The 26,986-nt window shown below is 48.0% G+C and carries 24 protein-coding genes and 1 riboswitch; of the genes, 4 read left to right on the top strand and 20 right to left on the bottom strand.

The window, feature by feature from the left end; all coding sequences use genetic code 11:
- Positions 1-37 precede the first annotated feature (37 nt).
- Genes sdhB through sdhC form a run of 3 tightly spaced genes read right to left on the bottom strand, consistent with a single transcriptional unit; the run spans position 38 to position 3,201 of the window.
- On the bottom strand, positions 38-796 hold the full coding sequence (gene sdhB / locus ABK447_RS06370) for a succinate dehydrogenase iron-sulfur subunit (protein WP_003152575.1): 759 nt from the start codon (positions 794-796) through the stop codon (positions 38-40).
- Between the two features lie 2 nt (positions 797-798).
- On the bottom strand, positions 799-2,559 hold the full coding sequence (gene sdhA, locus ABK447_RS06365) for a succinate dehydrogenase flavoprotein subunit (protein WP_003152573.1): 1,761 nt from the start codon (positions 2,557-2,559) through the stop codon (positions 799-801).
- A gap of 33 nt (positions 2,560-2,592) precedes the next feature.
- Positions 2,593-3,201 (bottom strand): succinate dehydrogenase cytochrome B558, encoded by a 609-nt coding sequence (gene sdhC, locus ABK447_RS06360; RefSeq protein ID WP_003152571.1) that lies wholly within the window; start codon positions 3,199-3,201, stop codon positions 2,593-2,595.
- 296 nt (positions 3,202-3,497) lie between these two features.
- On the opposite strand from sdhC, the gene ABK447_RS06355 reads away from it, so the two are divergent.
- Positions 3,498-3,944 carry a YslB family protein gene (locus ABK447_RS06355; RefSeq protein ID WP_007612940.1) on the top strand — a complete coding sequence of 149 codons (447 nt, stop codon included), beginning with the start codon at positions 3,498-3,500 and terminating at the stop codon, positions 3,942-3,944.
- Between the two features lie 46 nt (positions 3,945-3,990).
- On the opposite strand, the gene ABK447_RS06350 is transcribed toward ABK447_RS06355, so the two are convergent.
- From ABK447_RS06350 to ABK447_RS06310, 9 genes are all read right to left on the bottom strand, one after another.
- Complete coding sequence (locus tag ABK447_RS06350) at positions 3,991-5,220, bottom strand: aspartate kinase (protein WP_007408127.1); 1,230 nt, start codon at positions 5,218-5,220, stop codon at positions 3,991-3,993.
- 125 nt (positions 5,221-5,345) lie between these two features.
- Positions 5,346-5,525, bottom strand: a riboswitch (Lysine riboswitch).
- Positions 5,526-5,586: 61 nt separating this feature from the next.
- On the bottom strand, positions 5,587-7,359 hold the full coding sequence (uvrC, locus tag ABK447_RS06345; RefSeq protein ID WP_007408126.1) for an excinuclease ABC subunit UvrC: 1,773 nt from the start codon (positions 7,357-7,359) through the stop codon (positions 5,587-5,589).
- A gap of 143 nt (positions 7,360-7,502) precedes the next feature.
- Positions 7,503-7,817: a thioredoxin gene (trxA, locus tag ABK447_RS06340; protein WP_003152560.1), complete on the bottom strand. Its 315-nt coding sequence runs from the start codon at positions 7,815-7,817 to the stop codon at positions 7,503-7,505.
- A 152-nt stretch (positions 7,818-7,969) separates the two neighbouring features.
- The gene (locus tag ABK447_RS06335) at positions 7,970-9,460 is read right to left on the bottom strand and encodes an alpha-N-arabinofuranosidase (protein WP_150941339.1); all 1,491 of its coding nucleotides are present in this window, start codon (positions 9,458-9,460) and stop codon (positions 7,970-7,972) included.
- A 213-nt stretch (positions 9,461-9,673) separates the two neighbouring features.
- A complete protein-coding gene (locus tag ABK447_RS06330; protein ID WP_012118130.1) occupies positions 9,674-10,651 on the bottom strand; it encodes an electron transfer flavoprotein subunit alpha/FixB family protein in 978 nt (325 codons plus the stop codon).
- A 31-nt stretch (positions 10,652-10,682) separates the two neighbouring features.
- Positions 10,683-11,456, bottom strand: a complete 774-nt coding sequence (locus ABK447_RS06325) for an electron transfer flavoprotein subunit beta/FixA family protein (protein WP_072589433.1) — start codon at positions 11,454-11,456, stop codon at positions 10,683-10,685.
- A 13-nt stretch (positions 11,457-11,469) separates the two neighbouring features.
- Entirely contained in the window at positions 11,470-12,249 is a 780-nt protein-coding gene (locus tag ABK447_RS06320; protein WP_072589434.1) for an enoyl-CoA hydratase, read from the bottom strand.
- Between the two features lie 13 nt (positions 12,250-12,262).
- The gene (locus tag ABK447_RS06315; RefSeq protein WP_007408119.1) at positions 12,263-12,847 is read right to left on the bottom strand and encodes a TetR/AcrR family transcriptional regulator; all 585 of its coding nucleotides are present in this window, start codon (positions 12,845-12,847) and stop codon (positions 12,263-12,265) included.
- A gap of 88 nt (positions 12,848-12,935) precedes the next feature.
- Entirely contained in the window at positions 12,936-14,624 is a 1,689-nt protein-coding gene (locus ABK447_RS06310) for an AMP-binding protein (RefSeq protein ID WP_191974038.1), read from the bottom strand.
- A 105-nt stretch (positions 14,625-14,729) separates the two neighbouring features.
- Between ABK447_RS06310 and ABK447_RS06305 the strand changes: the two genes are divergently transcribed.
- On the top strand, positions 14,730-15,404 hold the full coding sequence (locus tag ABK447_RS06305) for a DUF2711 family protein (RefSeq protein WP_043021571.1): 675 nt from the start codon (positions 14,730-14,732) through the stop codon (positions 15,402-15,404).
- A 138-nt stretch (positions 15,405-15,542) separates the two neighbouring features.
- On the opposite strand, the gene ABK447_RS06300 is transcribed toward ABK447_RS06305, so the two are convergent.
- From ABK447_RS06300 to zapA, 5 genes are all read right to left on the bottom strand, one after another.
- Entirely contained in the window at positions 15,543-15,947 is a 405-nt protein-coding gene (locus ABK447_RS06300; protein ID WP_003152541.1) for a DUF350 domain-containing protein, read from the bottom strand.
- A 16-nt stretch (positions 15,948-15,963) separates the two neighbouring features.
- Positions 15,964-18,321: an endonuclease MutS2 gene (locus ABK447_RS06295; RefSeq protein WP_191974037.1), complete on the bottom strand. Its 2,358-nt coding sequence runs from the start codon at positions 18,319-18,321 to the stop codon at positions 15,964-15,966.
- Positions 18,322-18,341: 20 nt separating this feature from the next.
- The gene (gene polX, locus ABK447_RS06290) at positions 18,342-20,054 is read right to left on the bottom strand and encodes a DNA polymerase/3'-5' exonuclease PolX (protein WP_059368165.1); all 1,713 of its coding nucleotides are present in this window, start codon (positions 20,052-20,054) and stop codon (positions 18,342-18,344) included.
- 105 nt (positions 20,055-20,159) lie between these two features.
- Positions 20,160-20,693, bottom strand: a complete 534-nt coding sequence (locus ABK447_RS06285; RefSeq protein WP_025285079.1) for a CvpA family protein — start codon at positions 20,691-20,693, stop codon at positions 20,160-20,162.
- A 7-nt stretch (positions 20,694-20,700) separates the two neighbouring features.
- On the bottom strand, positions 20,701-20,958 hold the full coding sequence (zapA, locus tag ABK447_RS06280) for a cell division protein ZapA (RefSeq protein WP_007408114.1): 258 nt from the start codon (positions 20,956-20,958) through the stop codon (positions 20,701-20,703).
- Between the two features lie 133 nt (positions 20,959-21,091).
- Between zapA and rnhC the strand changes: the two genes are divergently transcribed.
- Positions 21,092-22,033: a ribonuclease HIII gene (gene rnhC, locus ABK447_RS06275; RefSeq protein WP_007408113.1), complete on the top strand. Its 942-nt coding sequence runs from the start codon at positions 21,092-21,094 to the stop codon at positions 22,031-22,033.
- 36 nt (positions 22,034-22,069) lie between these two features.
- Here the strand turns inward: rnhC and pheT are convergent, their stop codons facing one another.
- From pheT to ABK447_RS06260, 3 genes are all read right to left on the bottom strand, one after another.
- On the bottom strand, positions 22,070-24,484 hold the full coding sequence (pheT, locus tag ABK447_RS06270) for a phenylalanine--tRNA ligase subunit beta (RefSeq protein ID WP_076425076.1): 2,415 nt from the start codon (positions 24,482-24,484) through the stop codon (positions 22,070-22,072).
- Between the two features lie 13 nt (positions 24,485-24,497).
- Positions 24,498-25,532, bottom strand: a complete 1,035-nt coding sequence (gene pheS, locus ABK447_RS06265; RefSeq protein WP_003152530.1) for a phenylalanine--tRNA ligase subunit alpha — start codon at positions 25,530-25,532, stop codon at positions 24,498-24,500.
- Between the two features lie 361 nt (positions 25,533-25,893).
- Positions 25,894-26,640, bottom strand: a complete 747-nt coding sequence (locus ABK447_RS06260; protein ID WP_052827709.1) for an RNA methyltransferase — start codon at positions 26,638-26,640, stop codon at positions 25,894-25,896.
- 119 nt (positions 26,641-26,759) lie between these two features.
- On the opposite strand from ABK447_RS06260, the gene sspI reads away from it, so the two are divergent.
- Positions 26,760-26,975 carry a small acid-soluble spore protein SspI gene (sspI, locus tag ABK447_RS06255; RefSeq protein WP_003152527.1) on the top strand — a complete coding sequence of 72 codons (216 nt, stop codon included), beginning with the start codon at positions 26,760-26,762 and terminating at the stop codon, positions 26,973-26,975.
- The last annotated feature ends 11 nt before the right edge of the window (positions 26,976-26,986 follow it).

The following is a 26,986-nucleotide window of genomic DNA, read 5'->3' as shown; positions in this document are numbered from 1 at the left end:
AACCTCTCCCGTGCGGAAGAGGCTCTTTTTCTCTTTCTTATACTCTGTCGCTTCCGAAGAAATTACGGAATGCTTGTAAATTGGTATCTCTGTTCAAAGCAGCGATTGAAGTCGTAAGCGGAATGCCTTTCGGGCAGGATTGAACACAGTTTTGTGAATTCCCGCAATCTCCGAGGCCGCCGTCTGTCATTAACGCTTCTAAACGTTCTGCTTTGTTCATCGCGCCCGTCGGATGGGCGTTAAACAGACGAACTTGCGACATCGGGGCAGGCCCCATGAATTTCGACTTGCTGTTGACGTTCGGGCAGGCTTCGAGGCAGACGCCGCATGTCATGCATTTAGACAATTCATATGCCCACTGGCGGCGTTTTTCCGGCATTCTCGGCCCCGGCCCCAAATCGTAAGTTCCGTCAATCGGCACCCATGCTTTCACTTTTTTCAGTGAATCAAACATTCTGCTGCGGTCAACCTGAAGGTCACGGACAACCGGGAATGTTTTCATCGGTTTCAGACGGATCGGCTGTTCCAGCTTATCAATCAGCGCCGTACATGACTGGCGCGGTCTCCCGTTGATGACCATGGAGCAGGCGCCGCATACTTCTTCAAGACAGTTCATGTCCCATGCGACCGGAGTGGTTTTCTCTCCTTTTGCATTCACGGGATTTCTGCGGATTTCCATCAGGGCGGAAATCACGTTCAGATTCGGGCGGTAATTGATTTCGAATTCTTCATCGTATGGCGCGCTTTCGGGCGTATCCTGACGTGTAATGATAAACCGTATCTTTTTCTCACTCATGATTATTTCGCCACCTTCTTCTTCGAGTAGTCGCGTTTACGGGGCGCAATCAGTGATACATCGACATCCTGATATTCAAATTCCGGAGCTTCAAACGGACCGGCATGTTTCGCCATCGTCGTTTTGAGCCACTCATCGTCATTTCTTTCAGGGAAATCCGGTTTATAGTGCGCTCCCCGGCTTTCATTTCGGTTATATGCGCCGAGCGTGATGACTCTGGCAAGCTGAAGCATATTGGAGAACTGGCGGGTGAACATCGCGCCTTGGTTGCTCCATTTTGTCGTATCGTTGATATTGATTTTCTTAAAGCGTTCCATCAGCTCTTGGATCTTGTCATCCGTTTTCAAAAGCTTGTCGTTGTGGCGGACCACCGTGACGTTGGCCGTCATCCATTCTCCGAGCTCACGGTGAAGCACGTAGGCATTTTCGTCGCCGTCCATCTTCATGATATCGGCCCATTTTTCTTCTTCTTTTTTCACATAGGAATCAAATAATGAAGAAGACAGGTCTTCCGCTGATGTTTCAAGTCCGGAAACATATTTCACCGCATTCGGTCCGGCCACCATTCCTCCGTAGATGGCGGAAAGCAGAGAGTTCGCCCCTAAACGGTTTCCTCCGTGCATTGAATAATCACATTCTCCCGCTGCGAACAGTCCGCGGATGCTTGTCATCTGATCATAATCAACCCACAGTCCGCCCATTGAATAGTGAACGGCAGGGAAAATTTTCATCGGAAGCTTGCGCGGGTCATCGCCCATGAATTTTTCATAGATTTCGATAATGCCGCCAAGCTTAACGTCAAGCTCTTTCGGATCTTTGTGCGACAGATCGAGATACACCATGTTTTCTCCGTTGATGCCGAGTTTTTGATTCACGCACACGTCAAAGATTTCACGTGTCGCAATATCCCGCGGCACGAGGTTTCCGTAAGCCGGATATTTTTCCTCAAGGAAGTACCAAGGTTTTCCGTCTTTGTACGTCCAGACTCTTCCGCCCTCGCCGCGCGCCGATTCACTCATCAGACGCAGTTTATCGTCCCCCGGGATTGCTGTCGGGTGAATTTGGATAAATTCGCCGTTTGCATAATAAGCGCCCTGCTGATAAACGATTGATGCGGCAGATCCCGTATTGATCATGCTGTTTGTTGATTTCCCGAATACGATTCCGGGACCTCCCGTCGCCATAATAACGGCGTCAGAACGGAATGACTCGATTTGCATATTGGTTAGATTTTGGGCTACGATACCGCGGCACGTGCGCTCATCGTCAAGAACGGCGCCGAGGAATTCCCAGCCTTCGTATTTTGTGACGAGACCCGCCACTTCATATCTGCGCACCTGCTCGTCCAGTGCGTAAAGAAGCTGCTGACCCGTCGTCGCTCCCGCGTATGCGGTTCTGTGATGCTGTGTACCCCCGAAACGGCGGAAGTCCAAGAGCCCTTCCGGCGTTCTGTTAAACATAACCCCCATGCGATCCAATAAGTGGATAATGGACGGCGCCGCTTCACACATCGCTTTTACAGGAGGCTGGTTTGCCAAAAAGTCGCCTCCGTATACCGTGTCATCAAAATGCTCAAACGGAGAGTCTCCTTCCCCTTTTGTGTTGACAGCTCCGTTTATCCCGCCCTGCGCGCAGACCGAGTGAGAGCGTTTGACCGGAACGATGGAAAACAATTTAACGGCCGTGCCTGATTCCGCTGCTTTAATTGTCGCCATGAGGCCGGCAAGACCCCCGCCGACTACGATAATGCTTGATTGACTCATGATAGCCCCTCTCCCTCTAGTAATCTAGTTCTCTTACACAAACGCAAAAATCGCTTTTAAACCTACGTATGAAAGCGCTAAAAATATAATCAGCGTCACGTAAGTCGAAATTCTTTGAGAACGCGGCGTGACCGTGATCCCCCATGTGACCGCAAAAGACCATAAGCCGTTTGAAAAGTGAAAAATGACCGATAAAACGCCTACAATGTAAAAACCGAGCATAAACGGCGAGCTCAAAATATTCGCCATCATATCGAAGTTGACTTCAGCGCCCATCTGCGCGGCAATCCGCGTCTGCCATACATGCCAGCTGACGAAAATAAGGGTGAGAATTCCAGTGACACGCTGAAGCACAAACATCCAGTTTCTGAAATAACTGTAGTGGCCAGCGTTGTTTTTCGCAGTAAATGCTATGTACACACCGTAAACCGCATGATAAATTAAAGGTAAGAAAATAATAAAAATTTCTAACGCATACCTGAACGGCAGACTGTCCATAAAGCCGGCCGCCTTGTTAAACGCATCCGCTCCCCTTGCGGCAAATTGGTTGACGACTAAATGCTGGATCAAAAAGATGCCGACCGGAATAACACCGAGCAAGGAATGCAATCTTCGAAAATAAAACTCTCTGTTCCCAGACATTACTTTACCCCCTGTTTGATTTAAGTGCGAAATGTACTAAAATCTCTGCCCCCACTTCGTTTCAATTGTAAGCACTTTATTAAAATTTATTGACAATTTCATTTTACTCCTCCCTCAAAAGGGCGTCAAGAAAACGTGTACATAAATTATAATTTTCGGAATTGATTATCTGGAGGGAAAATTTTATTTTCCTGCGATATCTTTCTCACATTTTTTCGCGTGTTTTATAGGATCATCCTGTAATCCTCCCCCCTGTTTAAGCTATAATAAACGAAGGAGAGAGGGGAATACATAATATGAAGAATAATTATGAAGCAGCTTTAGAACCTTTAACTGAACTCGACGTCAGCGCATACGGCTACGAATTAATCCGGGAAATCGTGCTTCCGGATATCCTCGGCCCGGAGCATTCATCGATGATGTATTGGGCGGGAAAACGCCTCGCCCGCAAATTTCCTCTTCAATCGTGGGAAGAAATCCCCGCCTTTTTTGAAAAAGCCGGCTGGGGAACTTTGACAAACGCAGGATCAAAAAAACAAGAACTGGAATTTGAACTGGAAGGACCGCTCGTATCCAGCAGACTCAAACATCAGAAAGAGCCTTGTTTTCAGCTTGAAGCCGGTTTTATAGCCGAACAGATTCAATTGATGAACGATCAGATCGCAGAATCTTATGAACAGGTAAAAAAGAGAGCGGATAAAGTCGTCCTGACTGTAAAATGGGATATGAAGGACCCTGTATAATTGAAAAAAGGCGGTGACTCCAAGTCCCGCCTTTTTGCCTGCCCGTTTACACGGCAGACGGCTGTTTAGAAAGCTCAAACGCATCATGAAGCGCTTCGACCGCTTTCACCATATCATTTTCGCTGACAACCGCTGATACTTTTATTTCAGATGTGCTCACCATTTTGACTTGTACATTTTTTTCCGCCAGTACGGCAAACATGTCCGCGGCGACGCCGGGATTTGAAACCATGCCCGACCCGACAATGGATACTTTTGCCAGTTTTCTTTCGGTTTCAATTTTTTCATAGTCAAGCGCGTTTTTATATTCTTCAAGCACGGCGACCGTTTGCGCGGCATCTTCCGTTTTCACTGAGAAAGAAATATCCGCTTCCCCATCGTCCGACTGTGTCTGAATAATAATGTCAACGTTGATGTTTCGTTTTGCCAGCGCGGTGAAGATTGTTGAAAGAGTAGTCAGTCCGCTTGTCAGGCCCGTAACGGACACCCTCGTGATCTGGTCTTCAAATGCAATTCCTCTGACGATTAAATTCTGCTCCATTGATGATTCCTCCTCAATTAATGTTCCCGCTTCATGTTCCGTACTTGACCGCACTTCTAAAGGCACTTGGTAGTTTTTCGCGAACTCAACCGCCCGCGGGTGAAGAACACCCGCTCCCAGATTTGCAAGCTCCAGCATTTCATCATAAGAAATTCCCGCCAGCTTTCTCGCTGACCGGACATACCGCGGATCTGTCGTAAATACGCCCGGAACATCTGTATAAATGTCGCATTTATCCGCTTCCAGCGCTGCGGCAAGAGCGACCGCCGTCGTATCGGAACCGCCCCGTCCGAGCGTCGTGATGCCTCCGTCTTCCGTTACGCCCTGAAAACCGGCAACGACTGTAATCCTGCCTTCTGCAAGCTGCGAACGAATCGCCGTGATATCAATATCCGTAATTCTCGCATTGCCGTGAACGGCTTCCGTGCGGACACCCGCCTGCCAGCCCGTATAAGAGACGGCGTCATATCCTTTTTCCTGAAGCGCCATGGCCAAAAGCGAAATCGTGACCTGCTCTCCCGTAGACAAAAGCATATCCATCTCGCGTCTGCTTGGTTCAGATGTGATTTCAGCCGCGAGGTTAACGAGCGCGTCGGTTGATTTTCCCATTGCCGAAACGACGACTACGACGTCATGGCCTTTTTGCTTTTCAGCAATGGCGCGATTTGCGGCATTTTGAATTTTTTCGGCAGAGCCGACGGAAGTGCCTCCGAATTTTTGTACGATAAGACCCATACTAGACCACCCTTTACATTTTGGTTCGTGCGGGTGAGGAGAAAAGAGCGTTTTGTCCACAATAAAAAAAGCAATGAGAGGAATAGCTCTCATTGCTTTTTCATATCATTACGATTGATTATGAACAACGAGATAGCCCTCCAAGAAAATGAATTCTTGACAGCCTTACATTTATTTAATGCAAGGCCAGCAAATCACACCGATGGGATGTGATACACTTCGGCGACGCTCCCCTTTCAGCCTTTTTCGCAGAATCCATCATTCTCCAAAGGCTTACTAATGAAGTTCGCACCTCTATCTTCACCATATAACACGATCTTATGAAATTAGTTCACATTCTAGCAGATTTTTCAGAAAAGCACAATACTATTTTTTTAATTTTTCAAACAGCAGCTGGGCCGCCGCGGCCGGCACACCCGCTTTTTTGATATCGTCAAGGCTTGCTTCCTTCATCTTTTTGACAGATCCGAAATGTTTTAAGAGCATTTTTTTTCGTTTTTCACCGATTCCGGGGATATCATCCAGAACGGATTGAAAGACGCTTTTTCCCCGGATCTGTCTGTGAAAGCTGATCGCAAAACGGTGAACTTCGTCCTGAATACGCTGAAGCAGGTAAAACTCTTGGCTGTTCCGCTCCAGAAACACCGGTTCAAGCGGGTCGCCGATCAAAAGGTTGGATGTTCGGTGTTTATCATCTTTCGCCAATCCCGCTACCGGGACATCAAGGCCGAGCTCATTCTCGAGCACGTCGCGCGCCGCGTTAATCTGCCCTTTTCCGCCGTCAATGATGATTAAATCCGGCAGCGGAAGATTTTCGCGAAGCACCCTCGTGTATCTTCTTCTGACGACTTCCCTCATTGAGCCGTAATCATCAGGCCCTGTTACGGTTTTAATTTTATATTTGCGGTATTCCTTTTTATTCGGTTTTCCGTCAATAAAGACAATCATGGCCGATACGGGGTTTGTGCCTTGAATATTGGAGTTGTCAAACGCTTCAATCCGATGCGGCGTGTAAATATTCAGCGCTTCGCCAAGCCGTTCGGCTGCACCGATTGACCGTTCCTCATCCCGCTCGATTAACGAGAATTTTTCCCGCAGAGCGATTTTCGCATTTTTGTGCGCAAGCAAAAGCAGCTCTTTTTTCGGGCCTTTTTTCGGCTGATGCACGGCGGTTTCCAACAGCTCGGTGATCATGTCCCTGTCAACGCTGTCAGGCACCAGAATTTCCTTAGGCAGAAAGTGATTGTTTTTAGAGTAGAACTGGCCGATGAAGGTCAGAAATTCTTCATCCGCTTCCTGATACATCGGAAACATGCTGACGTCGCGTTCGATCAGTTTTCCTTGGCGTATGAAAAAGACTTGGACGCACATCCAGCCTTTATCGTAGGCATATGCAAACACATCGCGATCCAGAAGGTCATTCATGGTCATTTTTTGCTTCTCCATCGTCGATTCGATGTGAGCAAGCTGATCGCGGAATTCTTTAGCCCGTTCAAATTCAAGCTTTTCCGCCGCTTCTGCCATTTTCGCTTCGAGCTCTTTTTTGATTTCGTTATGCCCTCCCTTTAAAAAACGGGTAATGTCTTCAACAATCTCGCGGTTTGTCTCCTCAGATATATCCTTTACACATGGAGCAAGGCATTGTCCGAGATGATAATAGAGACAGACGCGGTCCGGAAGCTTTGAGCATTTCCTGAGCGGGTAAAGGCGGTCCAGCAGTTTTTTCGTTTCCCGCGCCGCCTGCACATTCGGATACGGGCCGAAATAGCGTCCTTTGTCTTTTTTGACATTCCGGGTGACAATCAGCCGCGGATGGCGTTCATGGGTGATTTTAATAAAGGGATAGGTTTTATCATCTTTCAGCATGACATTGTATTTCGGATCGTATTTTTTAATCAGATTCATTTCCAAAATAAGCGCTTCAAGATTGGAGGAAGTCACGATATATTCAAAGTCCTCAATCTCCGACACAAGCCGTTGGGTTTTTGCGTCGTGAGAACCGGTGAAATAAGATCGCACCCTGTTTTTCAAGACTTTCGCTTTCCCCACGTAGATGACTGTTTTTTGACGGTCTTTCATTAAATAACAGCCCGGCTGATCGGGAAGGAGGGCCAGCTTTTCTTTCAGTTGTTTATTCATACGTTACCCTTCCTTACATTCATTTCTCGTGTCCATTCAGTGTATCACGAACACTTGTTTTTCTCCATTCTCAGCTTTTGGAAGATCAAAAAAAGGCGATTCCCTTTCAAAGGAATCGCCCTGCCGTAACGGAAGTTTTCGGCTTACAGATGTTTGTTTACAAGCTCTTCAAGAGCTTCTTTCGGTTTGAAACCGACAGATGTTTCAACGACTTCTCCGTCTTTCAATACGAGAAGTGTCGGGATGCTCATGACGCCGTATTTACCGGCAGTTTCTTGGTTTTCATCCACGTCGATTTTGACGATTTTCAGTTTGTCTCCCATTTCTTGATCAAGCTCTTCAAGAACGGGCGCGATCATTTTACAAGGTCCGCACCAAGGAGCCCAGAAATCAGCCAATACGACACCTTCACTTGTTTCAGCTGAGAACGATTGATCAGTTGCTTTTACGATAGCCATTTGTTATTCCTCCAATTGTCAAATGATGATTTTTAGTATAGCATCTCCCATTCGTTCATGCTATTTTAATGCTTATATTATTTTCTCCCGAACCCGCCGGAAATAATCTTATTTATACAGTGTATTATAACCGGGCGGCAGGCGTTCAAAACTTAAGATGGATCCGCAGGCAGCGTGATTAGTACAACCGCCATCGGAGGAAGCTCCGCCTCAAGTTTTCCGCCCTTTTGAGCAAACCCGGAAAACGGCTTCGGTTTGACGTTTTCCGGACTGCTGAATGTATTGTGGGCATTCATTTTTTCCGCGTGAAGAATCGTTCCCGAAGGCTTCCCTGTCTTTTTCATGCCCCGCAGTTCAATCTTCACATCAGCTTTTTGCAGATGATCGATATTGCAAATGCTGATATGTATGTCTCCGTTTTGCTGTTTGGACGCTGAAATGCTGACTTGCGGGAGCCGGCCGTCATTCCATTCGTACCCGGCTGCTTTTGTTTCTGTCGCCAAAAGAGAAGCGTCCTGATGCACCTTAAACATATCAAACACATGATATGTCGGCGTCAGCAGCATGTCTTTCCCTTCTGTCAGGATCATTGCCTGAAGCACGTTGACGGTTTGCGCGATATTGGCCATCTGTACGCGGTCTGCATGCTGATGAAAAATGTGAAAATGCGTGGCTGCGACAAGGGCGTCGCGGATCGTATTCTGCTGATACAGAAAGCCCGGATTCGTGCCTGGCTCAGGATCAAGCCACGTGCCCCATTCATCAATGATCAGCCCGACTCTTTTTTCGGGATCGTACTGATCCATGATGGCGCTGTGCCTTGTGATCAATTCATCCATATGCGCCGCTTTTTTCATCGTGATGAACCATTCATCTTCCGTAAACTCCGTCGCTGATCCTTTCCCCTTCCAGAAATCGCCCGGTATTGTGTAATAATGAAGGCTCAGCCCGTCCATGAGATCAGCGGCTTTTTTCATTAAAGTTTCAGTCCAGCGGTAATCATCGACATTCGCGCCGCCGGCAATTTTATAGATTTCATTACCGCTGTAATTGCGGACATAGGTTTGAAAGTTTCTGTAAAGGTCGGCATAATACTCAGGATGCATGTTTCCGCCGCAGCCCCAGTTCTCATTTCCTATTCCGAAATATGTCAGCTTCCACGGTTTTTCCCGCCCGTTTTCTTTTCTCCAGTCGGACATCGGCGTGCCCGCTTCAAACGTCATGTATTCAATCCACTCAGCCATTTCTTTAATCGTTCCGCTGCCGACGTTTCCGGCGATGTACGGTTCGCAGCCGAGCAGTTCACAAAGCATCATAAACTCGTGCGTGCCGAATTCATTGGAATCAATTGTCCCGCCCCAATGGGTATTCAGCATGGTTTTGCGTTTCCCTACGCCGTTTGCCCAATGGTATTCATCAGCAAAACAGCCGCCCGGCCATCTGAGGACGGGAATCTGAAGCTGTTTGAGGGCGGCGGCGACATCCGTCCTGACCCCGCCGGTATTCGGAATATCGGAATCTTTTCCGACCCAGATGCCCCCATATATGCCTCTTCCCAGGTGTTCCGCGAAATGTCCGTATATGTTTTTATTAATGGTTCCCCGTGTGATATCAGTTTGAATGACTGCCGTATTGTGAGACAAACTTGATCATTCCTTTCCCTTAATAAGAATGAAAGCACTACAGCCGATCTATGTATCTGGGATGTATGCTGAATGGATAAGTTTGTAAGCGCTTTACAAAAGCTTATTATATTGGTTCGTACATGTCAATCTCTTATTTTATCAACCTTTAATTTGTACGAACCAATTAACACAAATTAAAACCCTCTGACAAATAAGCCAGAGGGTTTATGATTATGAATGAATATTGGCATTTTTAAATTCTTGGGTCAGAAGCGGAACCACTTCGAACAAATCGCCGACAATTCCGTAGTCCGCTATTTTAAATATTTCCGCTTCCGGGTCTTTGTTAATGGCAACAATGACCTTACTGTTTGACATGCCCGCCAAGTGCTGAATCGCTCCGGAAATGCCGCAGGCGATATACAAATCCGGCGTGACGACTTTTCCCGTCTGGCCGATTTGAAGAGAATAATCGCAATAGTCCGCGTCACACGCGCCGCGTGAAGCGCCCACCGCTGCTCCGAGCACCTCGGCAAGTTCTTTTAACGGTTCAAATCCATCTTTGCTTTTTACACCGCGGCCGCCTGCTACGATAATTTTCGCTTCTGATAAATCCACGCCGTCCGCCGTTTTTTTGACTACTTCTTCAATGACCGTCCGCAAATCTGCCGGCGGCGCCGCAAGCTCTTCAATATCACCCGTCCGGTTCGCGTCTTTTTCTAATGCCTGAATATTATTCGGACGAATTGTCGCCAAAATGAACGGATCGGTTGAAATCACCTGTTCAAAGGCTTTGCCGGAATAGATCGGTCTTGTAAAAACGATGTTGTCTCCGGTAACGCTTACATCCGTGCTGTCTGAAATCAGCCCCGTTTCAAACCGTGCCGCAAGCTTAGGTGATAAATCTTTTCCCATAGAAGTGTGGCCGAAAATGACCGCATCAGGCTTTTCATTTTCGATCAGATCCCCGAGAACCGCGGCATATCCGTCCGCCGTATACTGAGAAAGCCCCGGCGAATCGGCCGTAAATACTTTGTCGGCACCGTACTGAATGAGTTCTGGTGCTGCATCAGCTGCGCCTTTTCCCATCAGCACGCCGATGACATTTCCTCCGCCGGAAATGGTTTTGCCTGCGGCTATGGCTTCAAAGGTGACGTTCCGTAAGGCGCCGTCACGAATTTCTCCGAGTACGATCACTTTTTTTCCCATTCTGACATCCCCCAGTTTCTTTAATATCGGTTTATACGACTTTGGCTTCTTTTCTCAGCAGTGACACAAGCTCTTTCGCCTGCTCAGCGGCTTCTCCTTCGATCAGTCTGCCCGCTTCTTTTTGCGGCGGCAGAAAACGTTCGATCGTTTTGAGCTTCGGTGCGGCATCATCTTCATCAATGTCGAGGTCATCGAGCTCAAGTTCTTCCAGCGGTTTTTTCTTCGCCTTCATAATGCCCGGAAGCGACGGATAGCGCGGCTCGTTTAAGCCTTGCTGTGCCGTGATGACTAAAGGAAGTGAGGTTTTAATGATTTCGGTATCCCCTTCATTGTCTTTCTCTGCCACAGCTTCATCACCGCTGATTGTCAGTTTTGTGATCGTTGTGACGCAAGGAATGTTCAGCAGTTCGGCAAGCCTTGGAGCCACTTGGCCTGAACCGCCGTCAATCGCGACATTTCCGCCGAGAATCAGATCATATTCCTGGTCCTTGAAATAATGATATAAGATAGTTGAAATGGAGTATTGGTCAGGATCGCTCAGATCATCTTCAATATTAATTAACACCGCCTGGTCACAGCCCATCGCTAGGGCGGTTCTCAGTTCTTTCTCCGCATCTTCTCCGCCGACGGTTACGGCGGTAACGGTTCCGCCGTGCTCTTCCTTCAGCTGAATGGCTTCTTCAATGGCGTATTCATCATACGGATTAATGATAAATTCGGCCCCGTCCTCCTGAATCTTTCCTGCTTCAATGACGATTTTCTCTTCTGTGTCAAACGTCCGTTTCATCAGTACAAATAGATTCATAATCTTATCCCCTTTATCTTCGCCCACCGAATTGAGGCTTTCTTTTTTCGAGAAATGCCTGAATGCCTTCTTTTGCGTCATCTGATGCAAATGCTTCCCCAAAACGCTTTGCTTCAAGCTTTAAGCCGCCGTCATAAGAATAGATCTTATTTGAATAAAGGAGCTCAAGCAGAGAAGCCATCGACTGCGGGCTTTTTTCCGCAAACTTGCCCGCGAGCGTTTTCGCCTTTTTCAGCAGCTCTTCCTCATGTTCGGCGCCTATCGTGACAAGCCCGAGGCTGAGCGCTTCTTCTCCGGACACAGGTTCTGAAGTGCCGATCATTTCAAGCGCTTTCGCCGTACCGACGTACCGGGGAAGCCGCTGCGTCCCGGCAAAGCCCGGAATAATGCCGAGATTCAGCTCGGGCAGGCCGAGCTTTGCATCTAATGTAGCGATTCTGATATGGCAGGCCATGGCTAGCTCAAGACCGCCTCCGAGCGCAGCGCCGTGAATCGCTGCGATAACGGGCTTCGGAAACCCTTCAATTCTTTCCATCAGCTGCTGGCCTTTATCCGCCATGGCAGAAGATTGCTCAAGATTTTCAAGCGACGTAAATTCCTTTATATCGGCGCCCGCCGAGAAAAATTTCCCCTCACCGCGAATGATGATGCTTCTGACGCTGTCATCTGTTTCACACTGGTCGAACAGACCGGACAACTCGTCTAAAACCGCACCGGACAGCGCGTTGGCCGGCTGATGATTAATGGTGATCACCGCAACAGATTGTTCTACCGCCATCGAAAGGCTGTTCATCCGTCAACCCCCTTTAGTTTTGATGAATTCCTGACACCAACAGCTCCAATACCTTGTCTGACAAATCCGGAAGATCATATTTCTGATCGTTCATCACCCATGTTGTCACTGTTTCATCTATCGTCCCGAATATCATCTGCCGGGCGAGGCGGACGTCGAGATTGTCTTTCCATTCCCCCGACTTGATTCCTTCGGTCAAAATGGTGTCCAGCATGTTTAAATAACCTTTTAAAATATCATTGATTTTCAGGCGCAGCTTGATATTTGACTGTCTGAGCTCAAGCTGGGTCACAATCGCGAGGTGGCGGTCATTGCCGAGCAGTGTGAAATGCTGCTTAATAACGAGGGCGAGTTTTTCTTTTGCCGTCGTTTTTTCTTTCACTTCTTCTTCCATGCGTTCAATGAACTGGCCCATCTTTTCTTTAAAAAGAGAAATGAGTATATCCTCTTTGTTTTTGAAATATAAATAGATGGTGCCGTCCGCAACGCCGGCCTGCTTGGCGATTTTGGACACCTGTGATTGGTGATAGCCGTTTTCCGCTATGACTTCTACTGCTGCATCAATAATCTGCATATACTTTGGCCGTTTTTGGTTCAATGTCATCGTTCCTTCCTTCGATAAATGAATGACTATTCATTCATAACTTCATGATAAAAAGGAATCCGGATTTTGTCAAGTTTTTCTTTTAAGGCACCTTGTTTTCACGGGAAGCATCTTCCTCTTCGACTAAACGCCTTCTTAATATTTTTCCGACGGCCGTTTTCGGAAGCTCTTTTCTGAATTCGTAAAGCTTCGGGACTTTGTACGGCGCAAGCCGCTCTCTTGCAAACGCATCAAGCTCATCGGCATCTGCCTCGGCGCCTTTTTTCAAAACGATAAATGCTTTCACCGTTTCCCCTCTGTAGGAATCAGGGACGCCCGCTACGACGATTTCCTGAACGGCTTCATGCTCATAAAGCGCCTCCTCCACCTCCCGGGGGTAAATGTTGTATCCGCCGGCAATGATGATGTCTTTTTTCCTGTCGGCGATGTAGAAAAATCCTTCCTCATCCATATATCCCATATCTCCGGTAAACAGCCAGCCGTCTCTGATGACACGCGCCGTCTCCTCCTGCTTATTCCAGTATCCTTTCATGACCTGAGGGCCTTTTACGATCAGCTCGCCGTGCTCATACGGCCCCGCAAGCCCGCCTTTTTCTTCTGAATAGATTCCGGCGTCGGTATTGGGCCAGGGACAGCCGATGCTGCCGGGTTTATTTTTTCCCCAGATGAAGTTTGAATGGGTAACCGGTGATGCTTCGGATAATCCGTAGCCTTCCACAAGCTTTCCTCCGGTCACTTTTTCAAATTTCTGTTTGACCTCAACCGGCAGCGCCGCTGAACCGCTCGGACAGTTTTCAATGGAGGACAGATCATATTTATTCAGCTCCGGGTGATGCAACAGCCCGATGTAAATCGTCGGCGCCCCGGGAAAAACTGTCGGCTTCAGCCTGTCGATTGTTTTCAGGGTATCCAAAGGATTAAATTTGGGAAGAAGGATCATTTCACATCCCTGCATAATGGAAAAATTGAGCACGGCGGTCAATCCGTACACATGAAAAAAAGGCACGATGCCGAGCACCTTTTCGGCTCCCTTTTTCATTTTGTACATCCAGGCGGCGCACATTTCTGTATTGGCCTGAATGTTCCGGTGTGTGAGCATGACGCCTTTCGGATAGCCGGTTGTTCCGCCCGTGTATTGAAGCACGGCGATGTCATGCGCAGGGTCAATATCAAATGGCTCCGCTTCCTCCGCTTTTTCGTTTTTTAAAATATCCGCTAATTTGTGAATTTGTTCGCATCCGTCATAATCAATATGAACCTGTTGTTTTTGCGTGAGTGTATACAGCATATTTTTCGGAAACGGCAAAAAATCTTTTATACTCGTTGTAATAATGCGTTCGACGAGTGATAACGTTTTCATTTTTATCACCTTCGGAAACAGCATATCAAGGGTGATGATCACGCGCGGCGCACTGTCTTTCAGCTGATACTCAAGCTCGTGTTCCGTGTAGAGAGGATTGGTCTGAACGACAATGCCGCCGGCAAACAATACACCGTAAAAAGCGATGACCGACTGCGGACAATTGGGCAGCATAATGGCGGCTCTGTCACCTTTTTTCAGGCCTGTTTTGCGTAAAAAAGCGGCTAGCTTTAACGAATCTGTGAGAACGTCCTGGAATGTGAGTTTTTTTCCGAGAAAATAAATGGCGGTATGGTTCGGGAATTGAGCTGCGGAGTTTGTCAGATTGGATGGCAGGGTTTGATCGGTAAATTCAAGCTCATGCGGAATCTCTTCGGGATATTGAGAAAGCCATGGCTTTTCAGACTGCATAATACCTCTCCCTTCTGTTTTCCTATACGCTATTATTATAGCAGAAGGGTGATTGGAATTGGAAAGCGTTTCATGTGAAATTTCGAGTTTCAGGAGGTGTTGAGCTTGCTGGAAACGCTGCATTTTGAAGAGGGAGTTCCTATCCTGCGCCAGCTGCCGAAGCCGTTTACGTCGGCCGCCTTTTTGCTTCATCCCTTTGTCCGGATGCCTGATGGGTGGGAAGAGCAAAAGCGCAAACGGCCTTATGAACATATTTATCCGAGTGATGAGGAGATCATCGCGATGGGCAGACCCGTTTCCTGGCAAACCGTCATGACCGTTTGCGGATTGCGCTCTGAAAAAGAGACGGCGCTTGCGCTTATGACTGCTGTCACGGCACTGCGGGAGGAATATGCACATCCTGAATCCGCCAGGCTGTTTAATCGGCTTCATCCCGATCTGTACTTGCCGAGCGACGATGTCACTTCACCATTTTTAATTCCGGGACTTTTGGATGTGTTCCGTTCAAAAGGCATAAAGCACTGCACTTATTATGAGCCGGTCGAAGAGAAAGGCATATTTTCACTCAATCAAACGGCGGCTTCGGATGTATGCGGACTGCTGCGGGCTGACATGATCATTGCCGATGAAAAACGGCGCGCCGCTTTTATGAGCATATATGATTCTTTTACGACACTCTTTCTTATGGAAGGTCAAGACATGCCGTCTGTCATCCGCGCCATGAGTTGGGAAGCCGTCATTTGCTCTGATACGGCCTGCATAAACTGGTATTCTCAATAAAAAAGGCCGCCGATTTTAGTTCGGCAGCCTTTTTTCAGTATTAAGATGTCATGACCAGATAAATAAGTCCGATGAACAGAAAAATTCCCGCTGCCGACAGCAGCACTTTCGCAAGCTTCTCCATTTTTCCCCGTCCCCTTAAATCCCGGCGGCCACCACAAATGACAGGCCGACTGAGATGACAAATGAAATAAAGCCGACAGCTCTGTTATCTTTTTCAATTTCTTTATCAATTTTAAACCGGGGCGTCAGAAATTCAAAGATAAAATAGCTGATTAAAAGCATAATAAATCCGTATACGCCCCAGCCGATCATTTGCAAAAGCGAATTATGCTGGGCGATGCTGTGCTGAAAGACATTTGCGATACCGAGAATTTTCCCTCCGGTCGCCATTGCCACCGCAAGATTGCCTTTTTGGATTTCCACCCAGTTTTTATAGGATGTCACCAATTCAAACACGGTCAGAAAAATGACGAGACACAAGACGGCTACACTGTAATAAGCCGCGATTTCAACAAGCTCATTTTCCCAAAAAGCATTCATGACGTTTACTCCCTTTTTATTTTAGTTCGACAATCGTTACGCCTGATCCTCCTTCTCCCGCTTCCCCGAACCGCGAGCTTTTCACGCTGCGGTGGTTTTTCAGAAGATCCTGCACCCCTTTTCGGAGGGCGCCCGTGCCTTTTCCGTGAATGATGGACACTCTCGGATGGCCGGCAAGCACCGCGTCATCTAAATATTTTTCGACGCGGCTGAGGGCGTTTTCGTAACGCTCTCCCCTGAGGTCAAGTTCAAGGGATACGTGATAATCCTTCCCTTTTACGGCGGTGATTGCTTTTTCTTTTTTCGGTTCAGGAGCGGACTTGAGAAACTCAAGATCTTTTTCCTTCACCTTCATTTTAAGGATGCCGATTTGGACGTTCCATTCTTTCTCGCCGGTTTTCTCAAGCAGCGCCCCTTTTTGTCCGAATGTGAGCACCTTTACTTCGTCGCCCGGCTTGAGCTCGCGTTTTTTCTCTGTCTTTCTTTCCGGCTGCTTTGATTTTTCAAAAGCCGGCATCGCGTCTCCGAGACGTTTTTTGGCGTCAATCAGCTCGTGTTCCTTAAAGGATCTGTGTTCTTGCTTGATGGACCTGAGCTCGCGGATGATCTGTTCGGCTTCATTTGCGGCGGCTTCCAGTTTTTCCGCAGCTTTCTGCTCGGCTTCTTCCATCATTTTATCTTTTTGGGCGTTCAGCTCAATGATTTGATGCTGAAGATCTTTGTGCAGTTTTTCTGCTTCTTTTCTGATTGATTCGGTTTCAGAAAGCTCTTCATCCGCTCTTTTTTTACTTTTTTCAAGCGATGCGATCATCAGATCGACTTCGTTATGTTCGGCGGTCATTTCTGACTTCGCCTGGCCGATGATATGCTCCGGAAGCCCAAGGCGTCTTGAGATTTCAAATGCGTTGCTTCGGCCCGGCACTCCGATCAGAAGCTTATAGGTAGGCGAAAGCGTTTCAATGTCAAATTCAACGCTGGCATTCATGACGCCTTGTCTGTTATATCCGTATGCTTTCAGTTCCGGATAATGGGTTGTCGCAAGCACTCTGGCGTTTGTCCGGTGAACTTCGTCAAGGATGCTCATGGCAAGCGCCGCTCCTTCCTGCGGATCTGTTCCGGCACCGAGTTCATCAAACAGCACAAGACTGTTTTCAGACACGTCTTTTAAAATATTGACGATATTGACCATGTGGGATGAGAACGTACTCAGACTTTGTTCGATCGACTGTTCATCGCCGATATCGGCAAACACATTGTCAAATACTGCTGCTTCCGATCCCTCATCAGCCGGTATGTGCAATCCTGCCTGCGCCATTATCGTCAGCAGCCCGAGTGTTTTTAACGTAACGGTTTTACCGCCCGTATTCGGTCCCGTGATAACGATCGTTGAATAATCTCCGCCCAGTTCAATATCGTTGGCCACGACTTGATCTTGGGGCAGCAGCGGATGGCGCGCTTTTTTCAGCCGGATAAAGCCGTCTCCGTTCATGAGTGGTTTTGTCGACTTCATTGCTTTTGCGTATCGCGCTTTGGCGAAAATGAAATCCAGTGTCTGCAGCACTTCCACATTTTGAGCGATTTCTTGTGTGTGTTCAGCCGTATGCTCCGTCAGCATCCGGAGAATCCGTTCGATTTCCTGTTTTTCTTTTACTTTCGCCTGCTGAAGCGAGTTGTTCATATCTACGATCGCCTGCGGTTCAATAAACAGTGTCGCACCGGATGAAGATGTATCGTGGACAATTCCGCCGTAGCTTGATCTGTATTCCTGTTTGACCGGGATGACAAAGCGGTCATTCCGAATCGTAACGATGGTGTCAGACAGCATTTTAGAAGCGGAAGATGAACGCAGCATCGATTCAAGCCGGTCTCTGACTCTTGATTCAAGTGTCCTGAGCTGTGTGCGGATTCCCCTTAAAGCGGGGGATGCATGATCAAGCACTTCGCCGTGATCATCAATGCAGGAGTTAATCTCCCTTTCCAAATCGCCCAATGTAATCAGTTCTTCTGCATGGGCCTGTATCAGCGGAATGTCGACGCCGTCTTCTGTCATTTGGCTGATAAAGTGCTTCATTTGTTTAACGGCATACAGCAGCCCGGACAATTCGGTAAATTCCGCCGGCGTCAGCACACTGCCGATTTCCGCCCGCCGTAAAGCGGATCTTATGTCGGTCAGGCCGCCGAACGGAGCATGGCCTCTCAAGCGCATGACCGCGGATGCTTCTTCGACTTCATCCAGCTGTTTTTGGATGTCTGAGAGATCCGTCAAAGGTTTCAGCTGCAGAAGCTTCTCCCGGCCGAGCGATGAGGCGGCATGTGCGGTAATCTGTTCTTTTACTTTATGAAATTCAAGTGATGATAACACTTTTTGCTGCACGGTTTTGTGATCCTCCTTACTTAATCATTGCGCGTCAGAAATGCTTTGACCTCGTGTAGCGGCCGGGCGTTTAACACATGTTTTGTTTCCGTCCAGCCTTTGCGCGCAGCGGTCACGCCCGTTTTCATATCATCGAGCATCTCGATATTATGGGCATCGGTATTAATGACCAGAGTCACACCTTTTTCATTTGCTTTGATCAGGTGCTCAGTCCGTAAATCGAGGCGCGCGGGGTTTGCATTCAGTTCAAGCGCCGTATTTGTTTTGGCGGCGAGTTCAATCAGCATGTCGATGTCGACTTCATAGCCGGCCCGTCTGCCGATCAGGCGTCCCGTTGGGTGGGCGATAATGTCCACGTGCTTATTCGTCAGCGCCTGTTCAAGCCGTTTCATAATGACATGTTCCGGCTGGCTGAAGCTTGAATGAATAGATGCGATGACAAGATCCATTTCAGACAGAACACTGTCATCATAATCGAGCGAACCGTCGGGGAGAATATCCATTTCTACGCCTTTAAAAATATGAAAATTTTCAAATTCAGCATTTAACGCGTCAATTTCTTCCGCCTGTTTTTTGAGCCGTTCGGCCGTTAACCCGTTGGCTACCTTTAAATATTGGGAATGGTCGGTGATCGCCATGTACTGATAGCCTTTTGCCATACACGCTTCTGCCATTTCTCTGATGGAAAAAGCGCCGTCACTCCAGGCTGAGTGCATGTGGAGATCGCCTTTTATCGCTTTATGCTCCACAAGATCCGTTTCTTCCCGGTACGTGTCGACCTCCTGCCCGCTTTCTCTGAGCTCAGGAGGAATAAACGGCAGACCGAAGTGGGCGTAAAACGCTTCTTCGCTCGGGAATGTTTTGACGTCTCCTGTTTCTATGGTTTCTACTCCGTATTCACTGATCCGTTCACCGCGCTCTTTCGCCAGCTGGCGCATTTTAATGTTGTGATCTTTAGAACCGGTAAAATGATGCAGTGTGGTGGCAAACTGTTCCTCTGTCACAAGCCGGAAATCCACACTCGTCTCATATTCAAAGGTCAGGATGACTGATACTTTTGTGTCCCCGCTCGCTATCACGTCTTTTACGTTTGGGAGGGAAAGAAGCTGTTCTCTGACAGCCTCCGGATGATCTGTAGCGATAATGTAATCCAGATCTTTTACAGTCTCCCGCGCTCTTCTGAGACTGCCGGCCCGGGAATATTTCTGAATATCCGTCAGCCGGGCCAAATGTTCTTCAATTACTGAAGCAATGCCGAGCGCATAGCCGATCGGAAACCGTTCCGGCTGTTTTCCGGCTTCTCCGAGAGCCTGAAGAATTTTCTCCTCCGTTTTTTTGCCGAAACCGGCGAGCCCCTGTACTTTTTGCTGCTCGCACGCTTCTTTCAGCGATTCCGCGTCATGAACGCCCAGTTCCTGATACAGCTTGGCGATTTTTTTGCCGCCGAGGCCCGGAAGCTTCAAAAGAGGAACCAAGCCTTCCGGAACTTCTTTCTTCAATTGGAGAAGCGTGCCGGACACACCTTCCTGCATATATTCACGAATGACGCCGTAAGTGCCTTTTCCGATGCCGGATATAGACATCATGTCGTCGATTTCCGACAGGCTGCGGTCATCCTGCTCAAGCGCCGCTGCCGCTTTTCGGAAGGCTGATATTTTAAACGGGTTGTCCCCTTTCAGTTCCATATAGACCGCAATCGTTTCAAGCAGCCTGATGATATCTTTTTTATGCATACTGTTAACCCCCAGTCGTTTCCTGCTTTTCATCATACAAATTTTTCTCCTCCGGCACAACTGACGCAGAGCTTGAAAAAAACTTCTCCGGTCAAGAGAAGTTTTTTATGCCCCGTACTGGGCCCACAGTTCTTGCAGGAGCCCTGACAGATACGGCGTATGATGTGTGATGATATTTGCAAGCGTCGATTGTGCGAGCATACCCTGAAGCGCGCTTACCGGCAGTACGGATGCGACGTATAACAGGATAAACGCAAATAAATAGACTTCCAGAAACCCAAGCACCCCGCCCAGCAGTTTGTTGATCTGTTTAATAACCGGAATGCTGGCGATGATATTAAGCGCCGCTCCGATAATCCGGAGCAGAATCTTTGCGATGATAAACAAAATGACAAACGCGATCGCGTTGTAATAAGCCGTCTCTACGTTTCCTTTAATAAAAGACAGAGCCGCCTGCCCGCCGGAAAAATCAGGCGCGGGTATAAAGCTCAGATGCGGGGCCAGATTTTTGTAAAAAAGCGCCGCAAACGCAATCGAGAGGATGAAACTCGTTAAATATATAAATTGGAGGATAAATCCTCTTTTTAATCCAAGCAATGTGCCCATTAAGAGCAAAACTAAGATGATGATATCTATCATATGGTGTTCATTCCTTTTCTTTAAGCTGCCGCTCCAGTATTTCATATTTTTCTTGCAGTTTCATATAATCATGCACGACATTGACCGCAGTCAATACAGCGAGCTTATTTATATCAAGATATGGATTTTTCTCGTTGATTTCTCTCATTTTATCATCAACCACTCCGGCCACATGGCGCATGTGCGCTTTGCTTTCTTCCCCGATAATGGTGAAGTGCTGGCCGTAAATGTTTACTGTCGTTTTGGTTTTTTTGCCGTCAGACAACGTTTCTCCTCCATTCCGCGAGAATCCTAGTTCCTATCATACCACGATTATCGTTTGAATGGAAAGACGAGCCTCGGGCTGTTATGATACACTGGTATATACAGTGAAAAGTGCCAAAAAAGGAGATTATATCGTGTCCCATTCTGTTATAAAAGTATCCGCTTCCGCTATGGAACAAATGAAACAATCCTATGCCGGCTCCCTTACTCCCGCCGTTCCGCAGGGCGCCGTCTTCCAGGCCAAGCCTCCGGGCTGTACCATTACAGCCTACCGCTCGGGCAAGGTTCTCTTTCAAGGAAAAAACGCCGGCACAGAAGCGGCCCGCTGGGGAACGGCTGAGGCGCCGAAAGCAAAGAAAACCGTCAAAAAAGCGGCCGATCCGCTCTACGCTCCCCCGGCGGGCATTGCCTCCATGTCAGTAATCGGCTCTGATGAAGTCGGAACAGGCGATTACTTCGGGCCGATAACGGTTGCCTGCGCCTACGCCGACAAATCAAAGCTTTCTTTAATGAAAGAACTCGGTGTGAAGGATTCGAAGGATTTAAAAGATCCGCAGATTATTGAAATCGCCAAACTGTTAATTAAAACCATTCCTTACAGCCTGCTTGTGTTAAAAAATGAAAAATACAATCAGATGCAGGAAAAAGGCATGAGCCAAGGAAAAATGAAGGCGCTCCTTCATAATCAGGCGATTTCCAATCTGCTGAGAAAAATGAACGGCGTTAAACCGGAAGCGATTCTGATTGACCAATTCGCAGAGCCCGGCATTTATTTTAAGCATCTTTCCGGACGGGATATCGTAAAAGAAAAAACGTTTTTCAGCACGAAAGCGGAAAGCATACATCTTTCTGTCGCCGCAGCCTCTATCATTGCGCGATATTCTTTCTTAATTGAAATGGATAAGCTTTCCCGTGAGGCTGGGATGACGATTCCGAAAGGCGCGGGGCCGCATGTCGATGAAGCTGCCGCCAAGCTGATCATCAATAAGGGAGAAGGTGCGCTCAGAACGTTCACCAAACTTCATTTTGCCAATACGCAAAAAGCGAAACGCCTTGTTGAACGGAAGCGGTCATAATAAAAAAGCTTGCAGAGTGATCTGCAAGCTTTTTCTTTATCCTCTTAATACGGCCTGATACGTTTCTTCCAGCGCTTTCAGCACGTTTTCATGTACTTTTGTCACTTCTTCTTCTGTCAATGTTTGTTCAGGGTTAACATATTGGAGCGAGAAGGCGACGGATTTTTTGCCCTCTTCCATATGCTCACCTTCGTACACATCAAATACGGTGACTTCTTTCAGCAGCGCGCCGCCGGCTTCTTTGATCACGGCTTCGAGCTGTCCGCTTGTAACGGTTTTATCTGCCACAAGCGCAATATCGCGCGTGACGGACGGGTACTTCGGAATCGGCGTATACACGACAGGTTCTGTTTCCTCGGTCAGAAGCGCGTGCAGATCAAGCTCGAACACATACGTTTCTTTGATATCCAGCTCTTTTTCCATTGCCGGATGCACCTGGCCGATAAATCCGGCAAGCGAACCGTTCAACAGAATGTTTGCCGTCCGGCCGGGATGCATGTTTTTGCGTTCTGACTGGACAAATTCAACCCGGTCTGACACATTCAATTGATGCAGCAGGCCTTCAACGATTCCTTTGGCGACGAAGAAATCAACCGGCTTTTTCTCACCCTGCCATAAATTTTTGCGCCACAATCCGGTTACAGCCCCGGCAACCCGTTCTTTTTCAACTGGTTTTGTGTTTTCTTCTTTCGTCAGAAATACAGAACCCGTTTCATATAAAGCAACGGAATCAGTCTGTCTGGCCAGATTGTATGAAACGGCTTCAAGAAGATTCGGCACGAGGCTGTGTCTGAGAATGCTTCTTTCTTCGCTCATCGGCAGAGCAAGCATCGTGTTGAATGATTTTTCGATCGCAAAAGCGGCCGCTTTTTTATCATTCGTTAATGAATAAGTGGTCGCTTGTGAAAGACCCGCTCCTTCAAGAAAACGTCTCACTTTCCGGCGTTTTGCCTGATACGGTGTCAAGCCGCCTGTCGTGCCGGCCGTTTCCGGAAGCGTGGACGGAATATTGTCATATCCGTACAATCTCGCCGCTTCTTCAATCAGGTCTTCTTCTATTCTAATATCTCCCCGGCGCGACGGCACCGTTACGACGAGAACGTCTTCAGCTTCACCGACTGCAAACCCGAGGCGCTTGTAAATGCTGATGATTTCTTCTTTAGCGATTGTCATGCCGAGCACGGCGTTCACTTTTTCAACAGACACGTGAATATTGTTTGCTTCGATTTTCAGATGGTTTTCTTCAACCGTGCCTGAGAGCACTTCTCCGCCGGCATATGCCTGAATGAGACTGCAGGCCCGTTCAGCCGCCAGCAAAACGCGTGCCGGATCAATGCCTTTTTCATATCTGGCACTCGCTTCGCTTCTCAATCCGAGGTCTCTCGACGCTTTGCGGACGGTCTGTCCGTCGAAATAAGCGGCCTCCAGTAAAATCGCAGTGGTGTCTTCACGGACTTCAGACTCAGCTCCGCCCATGACTCCCGCAACGGCTTGCGCTTTTTTTCCGTTTGTGATGACCAAATGGCTGCTTGACAGCTTGCGCTCTTGTTCATCCAGCGTTACGATGGTTTCGTTTTCCGCCGCTTTTCTGACGACGACCTCTTTTGAACCGAACCGGTCGTAATCGAAAGCGTGAAGCGGCTGTCCGTACTCAAGGAGGACGAAGTTTGTAATGTCCACGACGTTATTATGCGGGCGGATGCCTGCATTCATCAGCTTCGTCTGCATCCATAGCGGAGACGGGCCGATTTTGACGTTTTTAATGATTTTTGCGGCATAATGCGGATTGGCCTGCGTATCTTCAACCTTAACGGAAACAGCATCCGCCGCTTTTTCTGCCGCTTTTTCATATGAAGCCCCCGGAAGCTTTACCTCTGCGCCGAGGATAGCCGCAACTTCATAAGCCACGCCAAGCATGTTCATCGCGTCGGCGCGGTTCGGCGTTAAGCCCAATTCTAAAATCGCATCATCAAGCTGAAGGGCCGCCATTGCGTCAGCTCCCGTTTCAGCATCATTCGGAAAAACGAAAATGCCTTCCGCATATTCTTTCGCCACGAGCTTGCTTTCAATGCCGAGCTCCTGAAGGGAACAGATCATGCCGTGAGACGCTTCGCCGCGCAGCTTGGCTTTTTTAATTTTGAAATTGCCGGGAAGCACGGCTCCGACCGTTGCAACGGCAACCTTCTGTCCTTTATCAACATTCGGGGCGCCGCAGATAATCTGCACGGGTTCCTCCGCACCGATATCAACAAGGCATTTGTTGAGTTTGTCGGCATTCGGGTGCTGTTCGCGCTCAAGCACGTGTCCGATGACAACGCCTTTTACGCCCTCCCCTTTATACTCGATACCCTCAACTTCAATACCGGCTCTCGTAATTTTTTCTGCAAGCACGGCCGGGTCGATTCCCTGCAAGTCAACGTAATCTTCTAACCATTTATAAGAAACAAACATGTGTATCCTCCTCTTACGCCTGTTTAAACTGCGAAATGAATCTGACATCATTGGTATAGAAATGGCGGATATCTTCAATGCCGTATTTCAGCATCGCGATACGTTCCACACCCATTCCGAAAGCAAAACCCTGGTATTCCTCAGGATTGAATCCAGCCATCTTCAGCACGTTCGGGTGAACCATGCCGGCGCCGAGAATTTCGATCCAGCCTGTTTTTTTGCAGACGGAGCAGCCTTGTCCGCCGCACTTAAAGCAGGTCACATCCACCTCGACAGAAGGCTCTGTGAATGGGAAAAAGCTCGGACGGAGCCTGATTTCACGATCTTGGCCGAACATTTTTTTGGCGACCAATTCAAGCGTGCCTTTCAGGTCGCTCATGCTGATTTTGCGGTCGACGACGAGACCCTCGATCTGCATGAATTGATGGGAATGTGTCGCGTCATCGTTGTCGCGGCGATACACTTTACCGGGACAAATGATTTTGACGGGGCCTTTTCCTTTATGCTTTTCCATCGTGCGCGTCTGCACCGGTGACGTCTGCGTTCTCATCAGCATTTCTTCTGTAATGTAAAAGCTGTCCTGCATGTCGCGGGCCGGATGTTCCTTCGGCAGGTTCAGCGCCTCAAAGTTGTAATAATCCGTTTCCACTTCAGGGCCTTCTTCGACGGTATATCCCATGCCGATAAATAAATCTTCAATTTCTTCAATAACGACCGTCAGCGGATGGCGTCCGCCGATGTTTACCTGACTGCCCGGCAACGTGACGTCAATCGTCTGGCTGCTGAGTTTTTTATTCATTTCTTCTTGTTCAAGCTGTTCATTTTTCGCCGTAATGGCTGCTGCAATGCGCTCTCTGACTTCATTGGCGAGCGCTCCCATTTTCGGGCGCTCTTCGGCGGACAGTTTGCCCATGCCGCGGAGAACTTCTGTAATCGGCCCTTTTTTTCCGAGATATTGCACCCGAATGTCGTTAACTTCTTTTAATGAACCCGCCGCTTCTACTTTTTCTGCAGCTTCCAGTTCGAGCTGTTTAAGCTTCTCTTCCATCATGCATCCTCCTTTTATGTAAACCAAACCGTTCTATGCCTTTTTCAGAAAACAAAAAAACCCGCCCCTTGAGAGAAGGGACGAGTTGTGGCCGCGGTACCACCCTTTTTAAGGCAGACTTCATCTGCCGACAGCTTCATTGACATAACGGAAACGATCGTTCCGGTTCACCTTTACGCGCGTTTGGCGCGGTCCCGGTGACAACTCGAGAGGTGAAAATCAATTTTTGTGCTGCGATAAAAATGCTCTCAGTCAGCGGCATTTTCTCCCTGGAAGGCAGTGTGTGCAAAAATTGACGTCCTCTGTCACGGTTTTTACATTATTGCTATCTATTATAGTGAAATCCAAGGCTTTTCGCAACCTATCCTCTGAGATGATAAACGAGGATGGCGGCCGCTACCGCCACATTCAGCGATTCCGCCTGCCCGTACAGCGGAACGTACAGGTTGAGATCCGTTTTTTGCAGAAGGCCGGAGTCCACTCCCGCCCCCTCGTTCCCGACGATTAACGCGAACGATTCTTCAGGCTTCACGCTTTGATAAGCCGCACCGTTTTCAAGCGCCGTGCCGTAGATCGCGACGCCTTGTGATTTCAGCTCAGCGGTAAACTCATCAAGCGGACGTTTCAAAATGGGAATATGAAAATGAGAACCTTGTGCTGAACGCAGCGTTTTTCCATTGTACGGGTCTGCTGTTCCCTCACCAAGGACAACGGCGTCGATCCCCGCTGCATCTGCCGTTCTGATCATTGTTCCTAAATTCCCCGGGTCCTGCACGGCATCAATCAGAAGCAGCCGCTTCAGCTGATCAGGCTGCTTATCCGGCATATGGCAGACCGCGGCGATCCGCTGCGGCGTTTCTGTTTCCGTCACGGCTGAAAACGCGTCTTCGCTCAGCACGTAGCACGGAATGCTCATGTCCAGATCGGCCGGGATGGCGCTCTCATCGTTTACGAGAATTTCTTTTACCGTTCCCTTTGATTTGAGCGCTTCTTCTGCCAGATGCTCTCCTTCTATCAGAAATGTATTCGTTTTAAGTCTCTCTTTTTTTGTGTGAAGTTTTTTCCAGTCCTTCACTTTTTGGTTTTTTGCAGAGTCGATTCGTTTCACTTTATGTCTGTGCTCTCCTTTTTTCATGCATGTTGTTATTATATCTTAAGAACAGCACATAATAAACCGCGTGCGCGGTAAGAATATGCGTATCACATTCAGAAAAAGGAGCGGTTGTAATGGATCTTAATTTACGCAACGCCGTTATTGCCAATGTAACCGGCAATAACCAGGATCAGCTGGAGCATACTATCGTTGACGCCATCCAAAGCGGTGAAGAAAAAATGCTTCCGGGCCTCGGCGTCTTATTCGAAGTTCTTTGGCAGCATGCGTCGGACTCAGAAAAAAATGAAATGCTCAAAACACTTGAAGGCGGATTAAAACCTGCGCAATAAGCATGAACCGG

The sequence above is a fragment of the Bacillus sp. hwrm1 genome (assembly GCF_040207805.1).
GTDB lineage: Bacteria > Bacillota > Bacilli > Bacillales > Bacillaceae > Bacillus > Bacillus velezensis.
The sequence above is the reverse complement of the archived record's forward strand: the minus strand, read 5'-3'. Positions and strand labels throughout refer to the sequence as shown.

Excerpts from the sequence above, each read along its gene's own strand:
- sdhB (WP_003152575.1), bottom strand. The coding sequence starts at position 796 with ATGAGTGAGAAAAAGATACGGTTTATCATTACACGTCAGGATACGCCC.
- sdhA (WP_003152573.1), bottom strand. The coding sequence starts at position 2,559 with ATGAGTCAATCAAGCATTATCGTAGTCGGCGGGGGTCTTGCCGGCCTC.
- sdhC (WP_003152571.1), bottom strand. The coding sequence starts at position 3,201 with ATGTCTGGGAACAGAGAGTTTTATTTTCGAAGATTGCATTCCTTGCTC.
- ABK447_RS06355 (WP_007612940.1), top strand. The coding sequence starts at position 3,498 with ATGAAGAATAATTATGAAGCAGCTTTAGAACCTTTAACTGAACTCGAC.
- ABK447_RS06350 (WP_007408127.1), bottom strand. The coding sequence starts at position 5,220 with ATGGGTCTTATCGTACAAAAATTCGGAGGCACTTCCGTCGGCTCTGCC.
- uvrC (WP_007408126.1), bottom strand. The coding sequence starts at position 7,359 with ATGAATAAACAACTGAAAGAAAAGCTGGCCCTCCTTCCCGATCAGCCG.
- trxA (WP_003152560.1), bottom strand. The coding sequence starts at position 7,817 with ATGGCTATCGTAAAAGCAACTGATCAATCGTTCTCAGCTGAAACAAGT.
- ABK447_RS06330 (WP_012118130.1), bottom strand. The coding sequence starts at position 10,651 with ATGGGAAAAAAAGTGATCGTACTCGGAGAAATTCGTGACGGCGCCTTA.
- ABK447_RS06325 (WP_072589433.1), bottom strand. The coding sequence starts at position 11,456 with ATGAATCTATTTGTACTGATGAAACGGACGTTTGACACAGAAGAGAAA.
- ABK447_RS06320 (WP_072589434.1), bottom strand. The coding sequence starts at position 12,249 with ATGAACAGCCTTTCGATGGCGGTAGAACAATCTGTTGCGGTGATCACC.
- ABK447_RS06310 (WP_191974038.1), bottom strand. The coding sequence starts at position 14,624 with ATGCAGTCTGAAAAGCCATGGCTTTCTCAATATCCCGAAGAGATTCCG.
- ABK447_RS06300 (WP_003152541.1), bottom strand. The coding sequence starts at position 15,947 with ATGAATGCTTTTTGGGAAAATGAGCTTGTTGAAATCGCGGCTTATTAC.
- polX (WP_059368165.1), bottom strand. The coding sequence starts at position 20,054 with ATGCATAAAAAAGATATCATCAGGCTGCTTGAAACGATTGCGGTCTAT.
- ABK447_RS06285 (WP_025285079.1), bottom strand. The coding sequence starts at position 20,693 with ATGATAGATATCATCATCTTAGTTTTGCTCTTAATGGGCACATTGCTT.
- pheT (WP_076425076.1), bottom strand. The coding sequence starts at position 24,484 with ATGTTTGTTTCTTATAAATGGTTAGAAGATTACGTTGACTTGCAGGGA.
- pheS (WP_003152530.1), bottom strand. The coding sequence starts at position 25,532 with ATGGAAGAGAAGCTTAAACAGCTCGAACTGGAAGCTGCAGAAAAAGTA.
- sspI (WP_003152527.1), top strand. The coding sequence starts at position 26,760 with ATGGATCTTAATTTACGCAACGCCGTTATTGCCAATGTAACCGGCAAT.